Below are 17,536 nucleotides of genomic sequence, written 5' to 3'. Positions count from 1 at the left end.
TTAACACAGTTGTAAGGTGAGGTTAATCCCTTGAGTGACATGGCGAAAAACCTAATTCTCTGGTTAGTCATCGCAGTTGTTCTGATGTCCTTGTTCCAGAGTTTTGGCCCAAGCGATTCGAATAGTCGCAGAGTTGATTATTCAACGTTTATCAATGAGTTAGCCCAGGATCAGGTACGTGAAGTTCGTATCACAGGTCGTGAATTGAACGTCAGAAAAGCGGATAATAGCCGCTACACAACTTATCTGCCTATGCAGGATGAGAAGTTGTTAGACACCTTGTTAAACAAGAATGTTACTGTCGTCGGTGAACCACCAGAAGAACCTAGCTTACTGACATCTATTTTCATTTCCTGGTTCCCAATGCTGCTGTTGATTGGTGTCTGGATCTTCTTTATGCGCCAAATGCAAGGTGGTGGCGGTAAAGGGGCGATGTCATTCGGTAAAAGCAAAGCCCGTATGCTGACAGAAGATCAGATAAAAACAACATTTGCAGATGTTGCGGGTTGCGATGAAGCGAAAGAGGAAGTGGGGGAGATCGTAGACTTCCTACGTGAACCTGCTCGTTTCCAAAAACTCGGTGGTAAAATTCCTAAGGGTGTCCTGATGGTAGGACCGCCGGGTACAGGTAAAACATTACTGGCTAAAGCCATTGCTGGTGAAGCGAAAGTACCATTCTTTACCATTTCCGGTTCAGACTTCGTGGAAATGTTTGTGGGCGTGGGTGCTTCACGTGTTCGTGATATGTTCGAGCAAGCAAAAAAAGCGGCGCCTTGTATTATCTTTATCGATGAAATCGATGCTGTTGGTCGTCAACGTGGTGCCGGTTTAGGTGGTGGTCACGATGAACGTGAGCAGACACTGAACCAGATGCTGGTTGAGATGGATGGTTTCGAAGGTAATGAAGGTATTATCGTGATCGCGGCAACTAACCGTGCTGACGTTCTGGATCCTGCATTATTGCGTCCGGGTCGTTTTGACCGTCAAGTTGTGGTTGGTTTACCTGATGTTCGTGGTCGTGAGCAAATCTTAAAAGTTCATATGCGTCGTGTGCCTATCGACCCTGCGGTTGATACAACTATCTTGGCTCGTGCAACACCTGGTTTCTCCGGTGCTGAATTGGCTAACTTAGTGAACGAAGCTGCACTGTTTGCAGCGCGTGAAAATAAACGCGTTGTAACGATGGCTGAATTCGAAAGAGCGCGTGATAAAGTGTGGCTGGGTGCAGAGCATCGCTCACTGATGATGACTGAAGAGCAAAAAGAATCTACTGCTTATCATGAAGCTGGACACGCAATTGTTGGTTACTTAATGCCAGAGCATGACCCTGTTCATAAAGTGACTATTATTCCTCGCGGTCGTGCATTAGGTGTGACTTTCTACTTACCTGAAGGCGACCAAATCAGTGCAAGCCGTCAAAAATTAGAGGGTAATATCGCAAGTACATACGGCGGTCGTATTGCGGAAGAACTGATCTACGGTTATGACAAAATCTCAACCGGCGCATCAGGTGATATTCAGCAAGCAACTAGCACAGCGAGAAAAATGGTGACTCAGTGGGGCTTCTCTGACAAGTTAGGTCCAGTGTTATATTCTGAAGAAGAAGGCCCTGCATTCTTAGGTCGTTCAGGACATAGCTCGACTTACTCAGATGAAACTGCACGCATCATTGACGAAGAAATTAAAGCAATTATCGACCGTGGTTATGAGGTTGCACATAAAACCTTAACTGACAATATGGATATTCTGCATGCGATGAAAGATGCATTATTGAAATATGAAACTATCGATATGCCAATGATTGACGACCTGATGAACCGCCGTCCAGTACGTGCGCCAGCAGGCTGGGATGAGGATAAAAAAGTGAATAATGTGACAGGTTCATTTGGTGCAGCGACTAGCGCATCAAAACCTGAAGCAAAGCCAGCTGAAACTCAACCAGAAGAGCCAACTGAAAAATCTGATGAAAATAATTCATCCGATAACAACGATAGCAAGCCACAGTAAGCCATCGTGATAAGTTGAATAATTAAAAACCCCAGGTCACTGGGGTTTTTTACGTTAAGGAAAAATAATCATGCATATTAAAGCCCGAGGTCGCCTCCTTGACTTATCCACTCCTCAAGTGATGGGGATTTTGAATGTTACTCCTGATTCATTCTCAGATGGTGGCACTCATAATCGTTATCATGATGCTCTAGACCATGTTGCCAAAATGGTACAAGAAGGGGCAACAATTATCGATATTGGCGGCGAGTCAACTCGACCTGGTGCGGCTGAAGTTTCTGTCAGTGAAGAGCTCGACCGCGTTGTACCAGTAGTGGAAGCGATTGCAAAACGTTTTGATGTTTGGATCTCTGTAGACACTTCAAAAGCCCAAGTAATGGATGAGGCCGCGAAAGCTGGGATGCATATTATTAATGATATCCGCTCGTTACATGAAGAAGACTCCCTTGCAGTGGCTGCAAAACTAGGGTTGCCTGTTTGCATTATGCACATGCAAGGTCAACCAAGAACCATGCAAGATGCCCCCGATTATGTGGATGTAGTAAAAGAAGTTAAAGAGTATCTCGATCGTGAGATTGAGCGCTGTGTGAAGGCGGGAATTGATAAACAGCAAATAATCCTCGATCCAGGCTTTGGTTTTGGTAAGAACCTGTCGCATAATTACCAGTTACTAGCGCATTTAGATCAATTTCATGATTTCGGACTACCACTCTTGGCAGGGATGTCACGAAAATCTATGATTGGACAATTATTAAATGTTCCACCTCAAGAACGTCTAGCGGGTAGCTTAGCGTGTGCCACTATTGCGGCAATGCAAGGAGCGCAAATTATCCGAGTTCATGATGTGAAAGAGACAGTACAAGCAATGCAAGTCGTTCAGATGACTCTGTCAGAAAAGGAAAAATTAGCGTATGAGTAACCGTAAATATTTTGGTACTGATGGTATCCGTGGCAAAGTGGGCGATAGCCCAATTACACCTGATTTTGTTTTAAAATTAGGCTGGGCAGCGGGTAAAGTACTGGCTCGTCACGGCTCACGTAAAATTATCATTGGTAAAGATACGCGTATTTCTGGCTATATGCTGGAATCCTCATTAGAAGCTGGCTTAGCTGCAGCAGGGTTATCTGCTTCCTTCACGGGTCCAATGCCAACGCCAGCAGTGGCTTATTTAACTCGTACTTTCCGCGCTGAGGCTGGGATCGTCATTTCAGCTTCCCACAACCCTTACTATGATAATGGGATCAAATTCTTCTCTATCGACGGGACTAAACTGCCTGACGAAGTTGAAGAAGCCATTGAAGCGGAAATGGAAAAACCAATCACTTGCGTTGAATCTGCGGAGCTGGGTCGTGCGAACCGTATCGTCGATGCTGCAGGGCGCTACATTGAATTCTGTAAAGGGACATTCCCGAACGAGCAAAGCTTAAACAGCCTCAAAGTGGTTTTAGACTGTGCGAACGGCGCAACCTACCACATCGCACCTAACGTATTTAGCGAATTAGGCGCGCAAGTCATCACAATGGGCTGTGATCCTAATGGGATCAATATCAACGAAGAATGTGGTGCAACCGACGTTCGTAAGCTGCAAGAGCGTGTTCTGGCAGAAAAAGCGGATGTAGGTTTAGCATTTGATGGTGACGGTGACCGTATCATCATGGTCGATCATCAAGGTAATAAAGTCGATGGCGACCAAATTCTGTATATCATTGCTCGTGAAGCACTGCGTCAAGGTCAGTTAAAAGGTGGCGTTGTGGGTACACTGATGAGCAATATGGGGTTAGAAATCGCGCTGAAACAGCTGGGTATTCCATTTGAGCGTGCAAAAGTGGGCGACCGTTATGTTCTGGAAAAACTCCAAGAAAAAGGCTGGCGCATGGGAGCTGAAAACTCAGGTCATGTGATTTTATTAGATAAAACCACAACAGGCGACGGTATTGTTGCGGGTCTGCAAGTACTGAGTGCCATGGTGCGTAACCATATGAGCCTGCACGATTTATGCAGCGGTATGAAGCTCCTACCTCAAATTCTGGTCAACGTACGCTTTAAAGGCAAACATGATCCTCTGCAAAGTGATGCTGTTATTGCAGCAAATGAGCAAGTGGAAAAAGAGTTAGCCGGCAAAGGTCGCGTATTGCTGAGAAAATCAGGTACTGAACCGCTGATTCGTGTCATGGTTGAAGGTGAAAACGAAGAAACTGTCACCGAAATGGCGAACCGTATTGCTGATGCAGTTAAAGCGGCAGGTTAATGCCGTACATTCTCCCTTTAGCGGATAAAAATTAGCTGGAGGGAGGCGAATAACCGAGTTGAGCATTATTTCGATAGTTTGCTGTTTTTTTCTTCAAATAGTTAAATGAAATCAAAATAGACTTGCTTGTCGGCTCAGCTTTGGTTAGTATTCGCACCTGCTCAATTCTGTAATAATGTTTTGAGTAGGTGTGCAGTATAAGGGTCATAGCATAGGCTATGCGCCGTAACTGAATAGGTAACTCAAATGTATATAGCTCTTTTAGTTGTTTTCTTGCTCGCGGCTATCGGCCTAATTGGTCTGGTCATGTTACAGCAAGGTAAAGGTGCTGACATGGGTGCATCATTCGGTGCGGGCGCTTCTGCAACACTGTTTGGTTCATCGGGCTCAGGTAACTTCATGACCCGTATGACTGGAATCTTGGCTGCTGTGTTTTTCATCATCAGTTTAATTCTTGGCAACATGACTGCCAATAAATATGGAACTGGTGCAGGTAGTAAATGGGAAAACATTAGCGAACCGGCAAAAGTCGAGCAACCAACAGACGTTCCGGCAGCACCAGCGACACCAACGAGCGATATTCCTCGTTAAGTGTTCGGGATTCCGAATGACGACATTATGTCTTCATTAGCAGTAAAGTAGTAAGAAGTTAAAAATTTGAGGTTATTGATTGTGAAATTAGTAACCTCGCCTCAGTGCCGAGGTGGTGAAATTGGTATACACGCTACCTTGAGGTGGTAGTGCCTACAAAACGGGCGTACGGGTTCAAGTCCCGTCCTCGGCACCATTATTTTAGACGACTTGTGAACTCACAATAGTCAGTGTAAAATAGTCACGTTTCGAACGCGGGATGGAGCAGCATGGTAGCTCGTCGGGCTCATAACCCGAAGGTCGTTGGTTCAAATCCAGCTCCCGCAACCATTTCTCTTAGTCATACATATCTTGTCGCAACAATATCAGATATCGTTATCGTAATTTCTCATCGATTTATCTAGATTTTCAAGGTATACTAAGAGCACGGTAAACCCATGTACTATGGGTCCAGTTACAAAAGCCCCGAATTTCGGGGTTTTTTGTTATTTGACAATCGAATTAACTGGGCTTTATGCCCTTTTTTTATGTCTGGGGGTGGGCTTGTCCACATTAGAGCAAAAATTAACAGAGATGGTTTCTGCACCAGTGGAAGCACTAGGCTTTGAATTTGTCGGCTTAGAATTTGTTCGCGGGCGCACGTCGACACTGCGTATTTTCATTGATAGTGAAGAAGGCATCACTGTTGATGACTGTGCTGATGTCAGCCATCAAGTAAGTGCAGTATTGGATGTCGAAGATCCAATTTCTGTGATTTATAACCTTGAAATATCGTCACCGGGTATGGAACGTCCACTGTTCACCATTGCTCATTATGAGCGTTTTATGGGTGAAGAAGTGGCTCTGTCACTGCGTATCGCGATGCAGAACCGTCGTAGATGGCAAGGCATTATCAAAGCCGTTGATGGTGAAATGATTACGGTTACTGTAGATGGTAAGGATGAGGTGTTCGCCCTCGGCAACATCCAGAAAGCTAACTTGGTACCACACTTTTAATTAAGTTCAATGAGGCAACTAGGATGAACAAAGAAATTCTGGCTGTTGTTGAAGCGGTTTCTAACGAAAAATCCCTCCCTCGTGAAAAAATCTTCGAGGCTCTGGAAACTGCGCTGGCGACAGCAACTAAAAAGAAATATGAGCAAGAGATTGATGTTCGCGTAGAAATTGACCGTAAATCCGGTGATTTTGATACTTTCCGTCGTTGGGTGATTGTCGAAGAAGTCACAATGCCAACCCGTGAAATTACACTGGAAGCTGCACAATTCGAAGATCCTGAATTGCAGTTAGGCGAATACGTTGAAGACCAAATCGAATCTGTTGTATTTGACCGTATTACCACGCAAACCGCGAAGCAAGTTATCGTACAAAAAGTACGTGAAGCTGAGCGTGCGATGGTGGTTGACCAATTCCGTGAGCAACAAGGTGAAATCATCACTGCTCAGGTTAAAAAAGTTAACCGTGAAAACATTACCTTAGATTTAGGTAATAACGCAGAAGCTGTGATCCTGCGCGAAGATATGCTACCACGTGAAAACTTCCGTCCAGGTGACCGTATTCGCGGCGTCCTGTATGATGTTCGTCCTGAAGCGCGCGGCGCACAGCTTTTTGTGACTCGTTCTCGTCCAGAGATGCTGGTTGAATTATTCCGCATCGAAGTACCAGAAATTGGCGAAGAGATCATCGAGATCAAAGCAGCAGCTCGCGATCCAGGTTCTCGTGCAAAAATCGCAGTAAAAACTAACGACAAACGTATCGACCCAGTTGGTGCTTGCGTTGGTATGCGCGGTGCTCGTGTTCAAGCTGTCTCTAGTGAGTTAGGCGGCGAGAGAATCGACATTGTGTTATGGGATGATAACCCAGCGCAATTCGTTATTAATGCTATGGCTCCGGCTGATGTGGCATCTATTGTGGTTGATGAAGACAACTGTACGATGGATGTTGCCGTTGAAAGCAGCAACTTAGCGCAAGCAATTGGACGTAATGGACAAAACGTTCGCTTAGCGGCTCAGTTACTGAAAATCCATCGTGGTGATGACAAGTGGGAACTGAATGTCATGACTGCGGAAGAGCTGAATGCAAAACATCAGGCAGAAGCACACGCTTCTATTGAAACATTCACTAAGCATCTAGATATTGATGAAGAGTTTGCTACAACACTTGTTGAAGAAGGCTTCTCGACATTAGAAGAACTGGCTTACGTGCCTATTAAAGAACTTCTGGAAATTGACGGTCTTGATGAAGAAACCGTTGAAGTTCTACGTGAAAGAGCAAAAGCTGCCCTCACCACAATTGAACTAGCTCAAAAAGAGAGCTTGGGTGATAATCAGCCAGCAGAAGATTTGTTGAATCTTGATGGTATGGATCGTACTCTGGCCTATAATTTGGCTACTCACGGTATCTGTACACTGGAAGATCTTGCTGAGCAGGGCATCGACGACCTGATTGATATCGAAGGTCTGAATAATGAGAAAGCAGGCGAACTCATTATGGCAGCACGTAATATTTGCTGGTTCGGAAACGATGCGTAAACACTGTAGCAGGAAGGAACGGCATGACAGAAACTGTAAAATCACTGGCAACGGAAATTCAAACCACAGTTGAGCGCCTGGTACAGCAATTTGCTGAAGCAGGGATCACGAAAGGTACGAATGACTCTGTTAGCCAGACTGAGAAAGAAACTTTACTGAACCACTTAAACCGTGAACAAGGTGGAGCAGCGGGGCAGCCAAGTAAGTTAACATTACAGCGTAAAACTCGTAGTACGCTGAGTGTTCCAGTCACCGGTGGCAAAAGCAAATCGGTAAATGTTGAAGTCCGCAAAAAACGCACTTATGTGAACCGCGACGCTGAAGAAGCGCAAGCGGAAGAGCAGGCGCAGCGTGAAGCGGAAGAGCAAGCACAGCGCGAAGCTGAGGAACTGGCAAAACGTGAAGCAGAAGCGAAACGTGCAGCAGAAGATGCTGCAAAACGTGACGCGGAAGCTAACGCAAAACGTGAAGCCGAAGAGAAAGCAAAACGTGAAGCAGCTGATAAAGCTACGCGCGAAGTAGCGGAAAGAGAAAAAGTGAAACAAAGCGAAAATCAAAAACCAAGCAAAACGGCAACCGAAAGTAACGCTGACAAACAGCGTCTTGAAGCCGAAGCTGCTGAACTGAAACGCAAAGCGGAAGAAGAAACTCAACGTAAAGTTGAAGCTGATGCGCGCCGTGTTGCTGAAGAAGCCCGTAAAATGGCTGAAGAAAAAGGCGAAGACTGGAACTCAGATAGCAAATCTGAAGATGACAGCGATTATCACACAACAACATCTACCCACGCACGTGCGGCGGAAGATGAAAGTGATGAGAAAGAAGAAGGTCGTCGTTCTCGTAACCGTTCTGCTAAAGCACCTCGTCAAAAGAAAGGCAACAAACTTTCTGAAAAAGCGGATCGCGAAGAAGAACGCGCTGCTGGTCGCTCAGGTCGCACTAAAGGTAAGCAACGTAAAGGCAGCTCTTTACAACAAAGCTTCACCAAACCAGTTGCAGCGGTAAACCGTGACGTTGTTATCGGCGAAACTATCACTGTTGGCGAATTAGCTAACAAGATGGCAGTTAAAGGCTCCCAAGTCATCAAAACGATGATGAAAATGGGTGCAATGGCAACCATCAACCAAGTGATTGACCAAGAAACTGCACAATTAGTTGCAGAAGAAATGGGTCACAAAGTTATTCTGCGTCGTGAGAATGAGTTAGAAGAATCGGTAATGAACGACCGTGACACTGGCTCAGCAGTTAAAGAAGCTCGCGCGCCAGTTGTTACCATCATGGGTCACGTTGACCACGGTAAAACCTCTTTACTGGACTACATTCGTTCAACGAAAGTAGCATCTGGCGAAGCAGGTGGTATTACTCAGCACATCGGTGCATACCACGTTCAAACTGACAAAGGTATGATCACCTTCTTAGACACCCCAGGTCACGCCGCGTTTACATCAATGCGTGCTCGTGGTGCTCAGGCGACGGATATCGTTGTTCTGGTTGTTGCTGCGGATGATGGTGTTATGCCACAAACAATCGAAGCTATCCAGCATGCGAAAGCAGCAGGTGTGCCAATCGTTGTTGCGGTCAACAAAATGGATAAACCAGAAGCTGACCCAGATCGCGTCAGAAATGAGCTGTCTCAGTACGGCGTTATTTCTGAAGAGTGGGGCGGTGACACTCAGTTTATCGGTGTGTCTGCGAAAGTGGGTACCGGTATCGATGAACTGTTAGATGCTATCTTGCTGCAAGCTGAAGTTTTAGAACTGAAAGCGGTATATGCAGGCATGGCAAGCGGTGTGGTTGTTGAATCTTACCTAGACAAAGGTCGTGGCCCAGTGGCAACTATCTTAGTTCAAGAAGGTACATTGAACAAAGGCGACATCGTACTGTGTGGATTTGAATATGGCCGTATTCGTGCAATGCGCAACGAATTAGGTAAAGAAGTTCTGTCTGCTGGCCCTTCAATGCCAGTTGAGATCCTGGGTCTGTCCAGCGTTCCTTCAGCGGGTGATGAAGCGACAGTTGTTCGTGATGAGAAAAAAGCACGTGAAGTTGCCCTGTATCGTCAAGGTAAATTCCGTGATGTGAAATTAGCTCGTCAGCAGAAATCTAAACTGGAAAACATGTTTGCTAACATGGAAGAAGGTAAAGTTTCTGAACTGAATATCGTACTGAAAACTGACGTTCAAGGTACCTGTGAAGCTATCACTGACTCTCTGATGAAACTGTCAACTGATGAAGTTAAAATCAAAATCATCGGTTCTGGCGTGGGTGGTATCACTGAAACTGATGCAACTCTGGCTGCAGCTTCTAATGCGATCATTCTTGGCTTTAACGTCCGTGCCGATGCATCTGCTCGTCGCGTCGTTGAAAGCGAAAGCGTTGATTTACGTTACTACTCCGTCATCTATAGCCTGATTGATGAAATCAAACAAGCGATGAGCGGTATGTTGGCACCTGAATACAAACAGCAAATCATGGGTCTTGCAGAAGTCCGTGATGTGTTCAAATCACCGAAATTCGGTGCAGTTGCTGGTTGTATGGTTACTGAAGGTACCATCAAGCGTAATAACCCAATCCGCGTTCTGCGTGATAACGTGGTTATCTACGAAGGTGAGCTGGAATCACTGCGTCGCTTTAAAGATGACGTTAGCGAAGTTCGTAACGGTATGGAATGTGGTATCGGTGTTAAGAACTACAACGATGTCCGTGTCGGCGATATGATCGAAGTCTTTGAAGTTATCGAAGTTAAACGTTCAATCGACGGTTAATTTTGTGAGTACCCACGGAGTATCGTGGTGACAAAATAGTATTAATGAGGGGGCTATTGCCCCCTTTATTGTCAGGAGATTAACGATGGCAAAAGAATTCAGTCGTTCTCAGCGCGTAGCTCAAGAAATGCAAAAAGAAATTGCAATTATCTTGCAGCGCGAAATCAAAGATCCCCGTATTGGCATGGCAACCGTTTCTGGCGTAGAGCTGTCACGGGATCTGGCATACGGTAAAGTCTTCGTCACTTTCTTCAACTTTGCGAATGAAAAAAGTGAAGAAGAGATGGTTGCAGACGGCATTAAAGCATTAAATGAAGCGTCAGGTTTCATTCGTTCATTACTGGGAAAAGCAATGCGTTTACGTATTATTCCTGAGTTAACGTTTGAATATGACAATTCATTAGTTGATGGCATGCGTATGTCTAACTTAGTATCGAACGTGATTCGTAATGACGAAGAGCGTCGTGCAGGTACAGATAGTAAAGAGGAAAAATAATGGGGCGTCGTCGTAGCGGGCGCAATATTGACGGCGTTGTGCTGTTAGATAAGCCCACCGATATTTCCTCAAACGATGCGCTGCAAAAAGTGCGGCGCTTTTTCAACGCAAATAAAGCCGGGCATACGGGGGCACTTGACCCACTAGCGACAGGTATGTTGCCAGTCTGCCTTGGTGAAGCGACGAAATTCTCACAGTTTTTACTCGATTCAGATAAGCGCTATCGGGTGATTGCACGCCTTGGGCAACGAACGGATACTTCTGATTCTCACGGCGAAATCATCAGTGAACGCGATATCACTTTTACGGCACAGCAACTTGAAGAAGCCCTCGAACATTTTCGTGGAGATACACTGCAAGTTCCTTCCATGTATTCAGCGCTGAAACACCAAGGGCGCCCATTATATGAATACGCACGTAAAGGTATTACGGTAGAGCGTGAAGCCCGCCCAATTACAGTGTATGAACTTCAGTTTATTCGTTGGGATAACAATGAATTAGAACTGGAAATTCACTGTTCTAAAGGCACCTATATTCGAACTATCATTGATGATTTAGGTGAAATGTTGGGATGTGGTGCGCATGTGACTTATCTGCGTCGTGTGCAAGTCGCAAATTATCCTTATGACCGCATGGTCACGTTGGAACAATTAGCTGCTTTGCGGGCAAAAGTGGATGCGGGAGAAGGCTCATTTGAATCCTTACTCGATTCGCTATTATTGCCAATGGATACCGCAGTGGTTCATTTTCCTGCAGTGAATATTACTGAGGAAACAGCCGCGTATTTCAAACAGGGTCAACCTGTACGCGGTGATGTAAAAGACCTAGTGGAAGGCGACATGATCCGTGTCACTTGTGGTTCAGAGCAGCGGTTTATCGGTATCGCTCTGATTAGTGAAGATGGACGTATTGCACCAAAGCGCTTGGTCGTTGAAAATGAACCGTCCGCATAATGGCGCTTATTGCTTTGCTGCTCTAAGCAGCGTAGAATGACGGCGCTAAATCTTGAGATGCTAAATTAGAGATTGGCTCTCATCACTTAAATTTATATTATTTTGGAGTTTATTATGTCTCTAAGTACTGAAGCGAAAGCGAAGATCGTTGCTGAATTCGGCCGCGGTGAAAATGACACGGGTTCAAGCGAAGTTCAAATCGCTCTGCTGACAGCTCAAATCAATCACCTGCAAGGTCACTTCTCTGAGCACAAAAAAGATCACCACAGCCGTCGTGGTCTGCTGCGTATGGTTGCTCAGCGTCGTCGTTTACAAGCTTACCTGAAAGGTAAAGATATCGCACGTTACACAGCGCTGATCGAGCGTCTGGGTCTGCGTCGTTAATCTTGTCAGTTTCAGAGGAAAGGGGCCAAATGGCCCCTTTTCTTCTAAAAGTTAATTGAAAGTTGAAGTAATACTCGAATTATACTTAACTAAAATGTTAAGCTATTATCGATAATTGACTGTTTTAATTAAAACCACTTAAAACTACATCCGTATTCGCGCGGCTAATGAGAGAATTGATGATTGGAATATCAATCCTCTCATTAGTCGCGAGGCTGTAGTCAGAAAATAAACCATGCTACCTGAGAATCTCTCGTAGCCTTACAAAAAGGGTAATATTTTGTTAAATCCTATTGTTCGTAAGTTCCAGTATGGCCAGCATACCGTAACATTAGAAACAGGCATGATCGCACGCCAAGCAACGGCGGCGGTGATGGTAAACATGGATGACACTGCAGTATTCGTGACTGCTGTGGCACAGAAAAAAGTTAAAGAAGGGCAAGATTTCTTCCCTTTAACAGTAAACTACCAAGAGCGTACTTACGCTGCAGGTCGTATTCCAGGTAGCTTCTTCCGTCGTGAAGGCCGTCCTGGTGAAGGCGAAACCTTAGTTGCACGTCTGATTGACCGTCCATTACGTCCTCTGTTCCCAGAAGGCTTCCTGAACGAAATCCAAATCATTGCTACCGTTGTTTCTGTTAACCCACAAGTTAACCCAGATATCGTTGCGATGATCGGTGCATCTGCTGCACTGGCACTGTCTGGTGTTCCATTCAATGGTCCTATTGGTGCTGCACGTGTTGGTTTTATCAATGACCAATATGTTCTGAACCCAACTGCTGATGAATTAAAATCAAGCCGTCTGGATTTAGTGGTTGCAGGTACTGACAGCGCAGTATTAATGGTTGAGTCAGAAGCTGAACTGTTAAGCGAAGAGCAAATGCTGGGTGCAGTTGTGTTCGGTCACGATCAACAACAAGTTGTTATCCAGAACATCAATGAATTAGTCAAAGAAGCGGGTAAAGAGAAATGGGATTGGCAACCAGAGCCAGTTAACCAAGCTCTGAACGATCGCGTTGCTGCACTGGCTGAAAGCCGTATGGGCGATGCTTACCGTATCACTGAGAAACAAGAGCGTTATGCTCAAGTTGACCTGATCAAAGACGAAGTGATTGCAACTCTGGTTGCTGAAGATGAGAACGTCGATGTTTCTGAAGTGTCAGACATTCTTGCTCACTTAGAGAAACAAGTTGTTCGTAGCCGCGTTATCCGTGGTGAGCCACGTATCGATGGCCGTGAGAAAGACATGGTTCGTGCGTTGGACGTTCGTACTGGTGTTCTGCCACGTACTCACGGTTCTGCACTGTTCACCCGTGGTGAAACTCAGGCGCTGGTTACTGCAACATTAGGTACTGAGCGTGATGCACAGGTTATCGACCAATTAATGGGCGAATACACTGACCGCTTCTTATTCCACTACAACTTCCCTCCATACTCTGTTGGTGAGACTGGTATGGTTGGTTCACCTAAACGTCGTGAAATTGGTCACGGTCGCTTAGCGAAACGTGGTGTGCTGGCAGTAATGCCTTCACAAGCAGAATTCCCGTACACAGTACGTGTTGTTTCTGAAATCACGGAATCTAACGGTTCTTCTTCAATGGCATCTGTATGTGGTGCGTCTCTGGCTCTGATGGATGCTGGTGTACCAATTAAAGCTGCTGTTGCGGGTATCGCGATGGGTCTGGTGAAAGAAGGTGACGATTTTGTTGTTCTGTCTGACATCTTAGGTGATGAAGACCACTTAGGTGATATGGACTTTAAAGTAGCGGGTAGCCGTGACGGTATCAGCGCACTGCAAATGGATATCAAAATCGAAGGTATCACTCGCGAAATCATGCAAGTGGCTCTGAACCAAGCTAAAGGTGCGCGTCTGCATATCCTTGGCACAATGGAACAAGCTATCAATGGCCCACGTGAAGAGATCTCTGAGTTCGCTCCACGCATTTACACCATCCGTATCAACCCAGACAAGATCAAAGATGTCATCGGTAAAGGTGGTTCTGTTATCCGTGCATTAACGGAAGAAACAGGCACAACTATCGAGATCGAAGATGACGGTACTGTGAAAATCGCAGCAACTGATGGCCTGAAAGCGAAAGAAGCAATTCGTCGCATCGAAGACATCACTGCAGAAGTTGAAGTGGGTCGTATCTACCAAGGTAAAGTGACTCGTATCGTTGACTTCGGTGCATTCGTTGCTATCGGTGGCGGTAAGGAAGGTCTGGTTCACATTTCACAAATCGCTGACAAGCGTGTAGAGAAAGTGACTGACTACCTGCAAATGGGTCAAGAAGTTCCTGTTAAGGTGTTAGAAATCGACCGTCAAGGCCGTATTCGCCTGAGCATGAAAGAAGCTGTTGCTGGCGAAGAAGCTCCAGCACAGCAGGAATCAGCAGAATAAGCTGACCGAAAGTGTAGCGCCTGATAAACTTAGGCGCTATCAGCCTAAATTTGCTGACTAGTGGTAATGTAAGGGCGTAGTATGCAGAACTGTATTAACTTTCGTTTTATCGATAGCCGCACCTTAGTCCGTGTGCTATCCGCGTTCATCTTTTTTATTATTATTGGATGTAGTAATAAAGATTGGCGTAAAAACGAGGTTTTTGCAGTTCCATTGCAGCCTTCATTACAACAAGAAGTGATTTTGGCTCGTATGGAACAAATCCTTGCGAGCCGATCTTTAACCGATGATGAGTACGCGCAGCTTTTATATGAGCGCGGAGTACTGTATGATAGTCTCGGTTTAAGGGCGCTGGCACGTAATGATTTTTCAACTGCGTTGTCAATCCGTCCGGATATTCCTGAAATCTTTAACTTTTTAGGAATATATTTTACGCAGGCTGGCAACTATGATGCCGCCTATGAAGCGTTTGATTCTGTTTTAGAGCTTGATCCAACTTACAATTTCGCGCGAATGAATCGTGGCATCGCATTATATTACGGTGGACGATACAAATTAGCGCAGGATGATCTGCTGGCGTATTATCAGATAGATCCAAATGATCCTTTTCGTACTCTGTGGCTTTATCTCGTAGAAAAAGACATAGACCCGCGTATGGCACAAGACAATCTTGCTGCCCGCTACAACCAAGCGGAGAAAGGGCAATGGGGCTGGAATATCGTAGAATTCTATCTTGGCAATATCAATGAAACGACATTGATGGAGCGTTTGAAAGAGACATCTACGGATAACACTTCGCTCGCTGAGCATCTCAGTGAAACTAACTTCTATTTAGGTAAGCATTACCTAAGTCTGGGGGATAAGGATAGCGCAACTGCGTTATTCAAACTGACGGTAGCTAACAACGCACACAGCTTTGTTGAGCACCGCTACGCATTGTTGGAATTGGCGCTGTTAGGCCAAGAACAAGACGACCTATTAGAATCGGGCCAGCAATAGCTGACGAACATTTCTCTATTCATTTTTAAGCCATCATCCACCCGGGTGAGGGTTTATTTGTTCGTTTAATAACACAATTTGAGCCAGTTCACATTTTAAATGATAATGACCGAAATGATTTTCGCTCCGTTATGTAAACTGGCCGCCACTAAGTATGAGGCACCTTTACATGACGACTGAGACCGATATGTCTTTTGCTGATCTAGGTTTATCAGCATCTATTTTGAACGCACTAAGCGACCTGGGATACGAAAAACCATCTCCAATCCAGCAACAATGTATTCCATTGTTATTGGATGGTAATGATGTATTAGGTATGGCACAAACCGGTAGTGGTAAAACCGCTGCATTTGGTTTGCCATTACTGCATAACATCGATCCAGATTTAAAAGCTCCACAAATTTTAGTACTGGCACCGACACGTGAGTTAGCGGTGCAAGTTGCTGAAGCACTGAGCGATTTCTCTAAACACATGAACCGCGTCAACGTGGTTGCCTTATATGGCGGTCAACGTTATGACGTTCAACTTCGTGCATTACGCCAAGGACCACAAGTGGTTGTTGGTACTCCAGGTCGTCTGTTAGACCACCTGAAACGCGGTACTTTAGATCTTTCTAAACTGAAAGGCTTAGTATTAGACGAAGCTGATGAAATGCTGCGTATGGGCTTCATCGATGATGTTGAAAACATCATGAGCCAGATTCCAGCAGAACACCAAACTGCGCTGTTCTCGGCAACAATGCCAGAACCAATCCGTCGTATTACTCGTCGCTTTATGAAAGATCCTAAAGAGATCCGCATTCAGTCGAGCATTACTACACGTCCAGATATCGCTCAAAGCTACTGGACTGTTTACGGCATGCGTAAAAATGAAGCGCTGGTGCGTTTCTTAGAAGCTGAAGATTTCGATGCGGCGATTATTTTCGTTCGTACCAAAAACGCAACCTTAGAAGTTGCAGAAGCGCTTGAGCGTAATGGCTATAACAGTGCGGCACTGAATGGTGACATGAACCAAGCACTGCGTGAGCAAACATTAGAGCGCTTAAAAGATGGTCGTTTAGATATCCTGATCGCAACTGACGTTGCAGCACGTGGTCTGGATGTTGAGCGTATCAGCTTAGTTGTTAACTACGACATCCCAATGGATGCAGAATCTTACGTTCACCGTATCGGTCGTACCGGTCGTGCGGGTCGTGCGGGTCGCGCATTACTGTTCGTTGAGAACCGTGAGCGTCGTTTACTGCGCAACGTTGAACGTACAATGAAACTGACTATCCCTGAAGTGGAATTGCCAGATGCTGACGTATTAAGCCAACGTCGTCAGGCGAAATTTGCTGAACAAATCCAACAGCAATTAGAAAGCAGCGACTTAGATCAGTACCGTTCACTGTTAGCGAAAATGTCTCCATCTGAAGATGTAGATATGGAAACCTTAGCAGCGGCATTACTGAAAATGGCTCAAGGCGAACGCGCTCTGATCCTGCCACCAGATGCACCGCGTCGTCCGCGTCGTGAATTCAACGACCGTGATGATCGTCGTGGCGACCGTCGTGACCGTAACGACCGCAACAGTAACGGCAACGGTTTTGACCGTGCAGAGCGCGGCGATCGTGGTGCTCGTCGTGAGCGTCGTGATGTTGGCGATATGGAAATGTACCGTATCGAAGTGGGTCGTGATGACGGTGTTGAAGTTCGTCATATCGTTGGTGCGATCGCGAACGAAGCAGACATCAGCAGCCGCTACATTGGTAACATCAAACTGTTTGGTACTCACTCAACTATCGAGTTACCAAAAGGTATGCCAAGCGAAGTGTTAACTCACTTAAGCCGTGCGCGTGTTCTGAACAAACCAATGCAAATGCAACTGATCGGTGATGCTCAACCATTTGAGCGTCGTGGCGGTGGCGAACGTCGTGGTGGTCCACGTCGTGAAGGCGGCAGCGAAGGTGGCTTCGGTGCAGGTCGTCGTAATGACCGTGGTGGCGATCGTGATGGTCGTCGTAGCGGTGGTGATCGCGAAGGCTTCAGCGGCAACCGTCGTGGTGGAAACCGTGATGGTGGCAACCGTGACCGTGGTAATTCTGCACCTCGCCAAGATGGCACTAATGCAGCGCCACGTCGTCGTAGCAGCAGCCACAACGCATAATAGCGCTATCCAGCCACGTT

The 17,536-nt window shown here is 45.8% G+C and carries 13 protein-coding genes and 2 tRNA genes; all 15 read left to right on the top strand.

Annotation, left to right across the window (positions count from 1 at the left end; all coding sequences use genetic code 11):
- Nucleotides 1–39 precede the first annotated feature (39 nt).
- The 15 genes from ftsH (at nt 40) to GKR61_RS00805 (ending at nt 17,516) form a co-directional block, all read left to right on the top strand.
- Nucleotides 40–2,007, top strand: a complete 1,968-nt coding sequence (gene ftsH / locus GKR61_RS00875) for an ATP-dependent zinc metalloprotease FtsH (RefSeq protein ID WP_036949042.1) — start codon at nt 40–42, stop codon at nt 2,005–2,007.
- 70 nt (nt 2,008–2,077) lie between these two features.
- Nucleotides 2,078–2,926 carry a dihydropteroate synthase gene (gene folP / locus GKR61_RS00870; RefSeq protein ID WP_036949044.1) on the top strand — a complete coding sequence of 283 codons (849 nt, stop codon included), beginning with the start codon at nt 2,078–2,080 and terminating at the stop codon, nt 2,924–2,926.
- Nucleotides 2,919–4,256 carry a phosphoglucosamine mutase gene (gene glmM, locus GKR61_RS00865; protein WP_036949046.1) on the top strand — a complete coding sequence of 446 codons (1,338 nt, stop codon included), beginning with the start codon at nt 2,919–2,921 and terminating at the stop codon, nt 4,254–4,256. Before folP ends, glmM begins: the two co-directional genes overlap by 8 nt.
- A 246-nt stretch (nt 4,257–4,502) precedes the next feature.
- Nucleotides 4,503–4,847, top strand: a complete 345-nt coding sequence (secG, locus tag GKR61_RS00860; protein ID WP_036949048.1) for a preprotein translocase subunit SecG — start codon at nt 4,503–4,505, stop codon at nt 4,845–4,847.
- Nucleotides 4,848–4,953: 106 nt separating this feature from the next.
- Nucleotides 4,954–5,043, top strand: a tRNA-Leu gene (locus GKR61_RS00855).
- A 57-nt stretch (nt 5,044–5,100) separates the two neighbouring features.
- Nucleotides 5,101–5,177 (top strand) — tRNA-Met (locus tag GKR61_RS00850).
- A gap of 213 nt (nt 5,178–5,390) precedes the next feature.
- Nucleotides 5,391–5,843 carry a ribosome maturation factor RimP gene (gene rimP, locus GKR61_RS00845; protein ID WP_006662411.1) on the top strand — a complete coding sequence of 151 codons (453 nt, stop codon included), beginning with the start codon at nt 5,391–5,393 and terminating at the stop codon, nt 5,841–5,843.
- A 23-nt stretch (nt 5,844–5,866) separates the two neighbouring features.
- The gene (gene nusA / locus GKR61_RS00840) at nt 5,867–7,375 is read left to right on the top strand and encodes a transcription termination factor NusA (protein ID WP_036949051.1); all 1,509 of its coding nucleotides are present in this window, start codon (nt 5,867–5,869) and stop codon (nt 7,373–7,375) included.
- A 23-nt stretch (nt 7,376–7,398) separates the two neighbouring features.
- Complete coding sequence (gene infB / locus GKR61_RS00835; protein ID WP_154599705.1) at nt 7,399–10,137, top strand: translation initiation factor IF-2; 2,739 nt, start codon at nt 7,399–7,401, stop codon at nt 10,135–10,137.
- Nucleotides 10,138–10,222: 85 nt separating this feature from the next.
- Nucleotides 10,223–10,633, top strand: coding sequence for a 30S ribosome-binding factor RbfA (gene rbfA / locus GKR61_RS00830; protein ID WP_036949056.1), 411 nt, complete (start codon nt 10,223–10,225; stop codon nt 10,631–10,633).
- Nucleotides 10,633–11,586, top strand: coding sequence for a tRNA pseudouridine(55) synthase TruB (gene truB, locus GKR61_RS00825; RefSeq protein ID WP_132496364.1), 954 nt, complete (start codon nt 10,633–10,635; stop codon nt 11,584–11,586). Before rbfA ends, truB begins: the two co-directional genes overlap by 1 nt.
- A gap of 114 nt (nt 11,587–11,700) precedes the next feature.
- Entirely contained in the window at nt 11,701–11,970 is a 270-nt protein-coding gene (gene rpsO, locus GKR61_RS00820) for a 30S ribosomal protein S15 (protein ID WP_006814502.1), read from the top strand.
- Nucleotides 11,971–12,250: 280 nt separating this feature from the next.
- Nucleotides 12,251–14,371, top strand: coding sequence for a polyribonucleotide nucleotidyltransferase (pnp, locus tag GKR61_RS00815; RefSeq protein ID WP_036949061.1), 2,121 nt, complete (start codon nt 12,251–12,253; stop codon nt 14,369–14,371).
- A gap of 81 nt (nt 14,372–14,452) precedes the next feature.
- The gene (gene nlpI, locus GKR61_RS00810) at nt 14,453–15,370 is read left to right on the top strand and encodes a lipoprotein NlpI (protein WP_154599704.1); all 918 of its coding nucleotides are present in this window, start codon (nt 14,453–14,455) and stop codon (nt 15,368–15,370) included.
- A 169-nt stretch (nt 15,371–15,539) separates the two neighbouring features.
- A complete protein-coding gene (locus GKR61_RS00805; protein WP_036949064.1) occupies nt 15,540–17,516 on the top strand; it encodes a DEAD/DEAH family ATP-dependent RNA helicase in 1,977 nt (658 codons plus the stop codon).
- Nucleotides 17,517–17,536: the final 20 nt, after the last annotated feature.

Origin of the sequence: Providencia sp. wls1916, assembly GCF_009706585.1 — a bacterium.
Taxonomy (GTDB): domain Bacteria; phylum Pseudomonadota; class Gammaproteobacteria; order Enterobacterales; family Enterobacteriaceae; genus Providencia; species Providencia lanzhouensis.
This window is presented reverse-complemented; position numbering and strand designations above follow the sequence as displayed.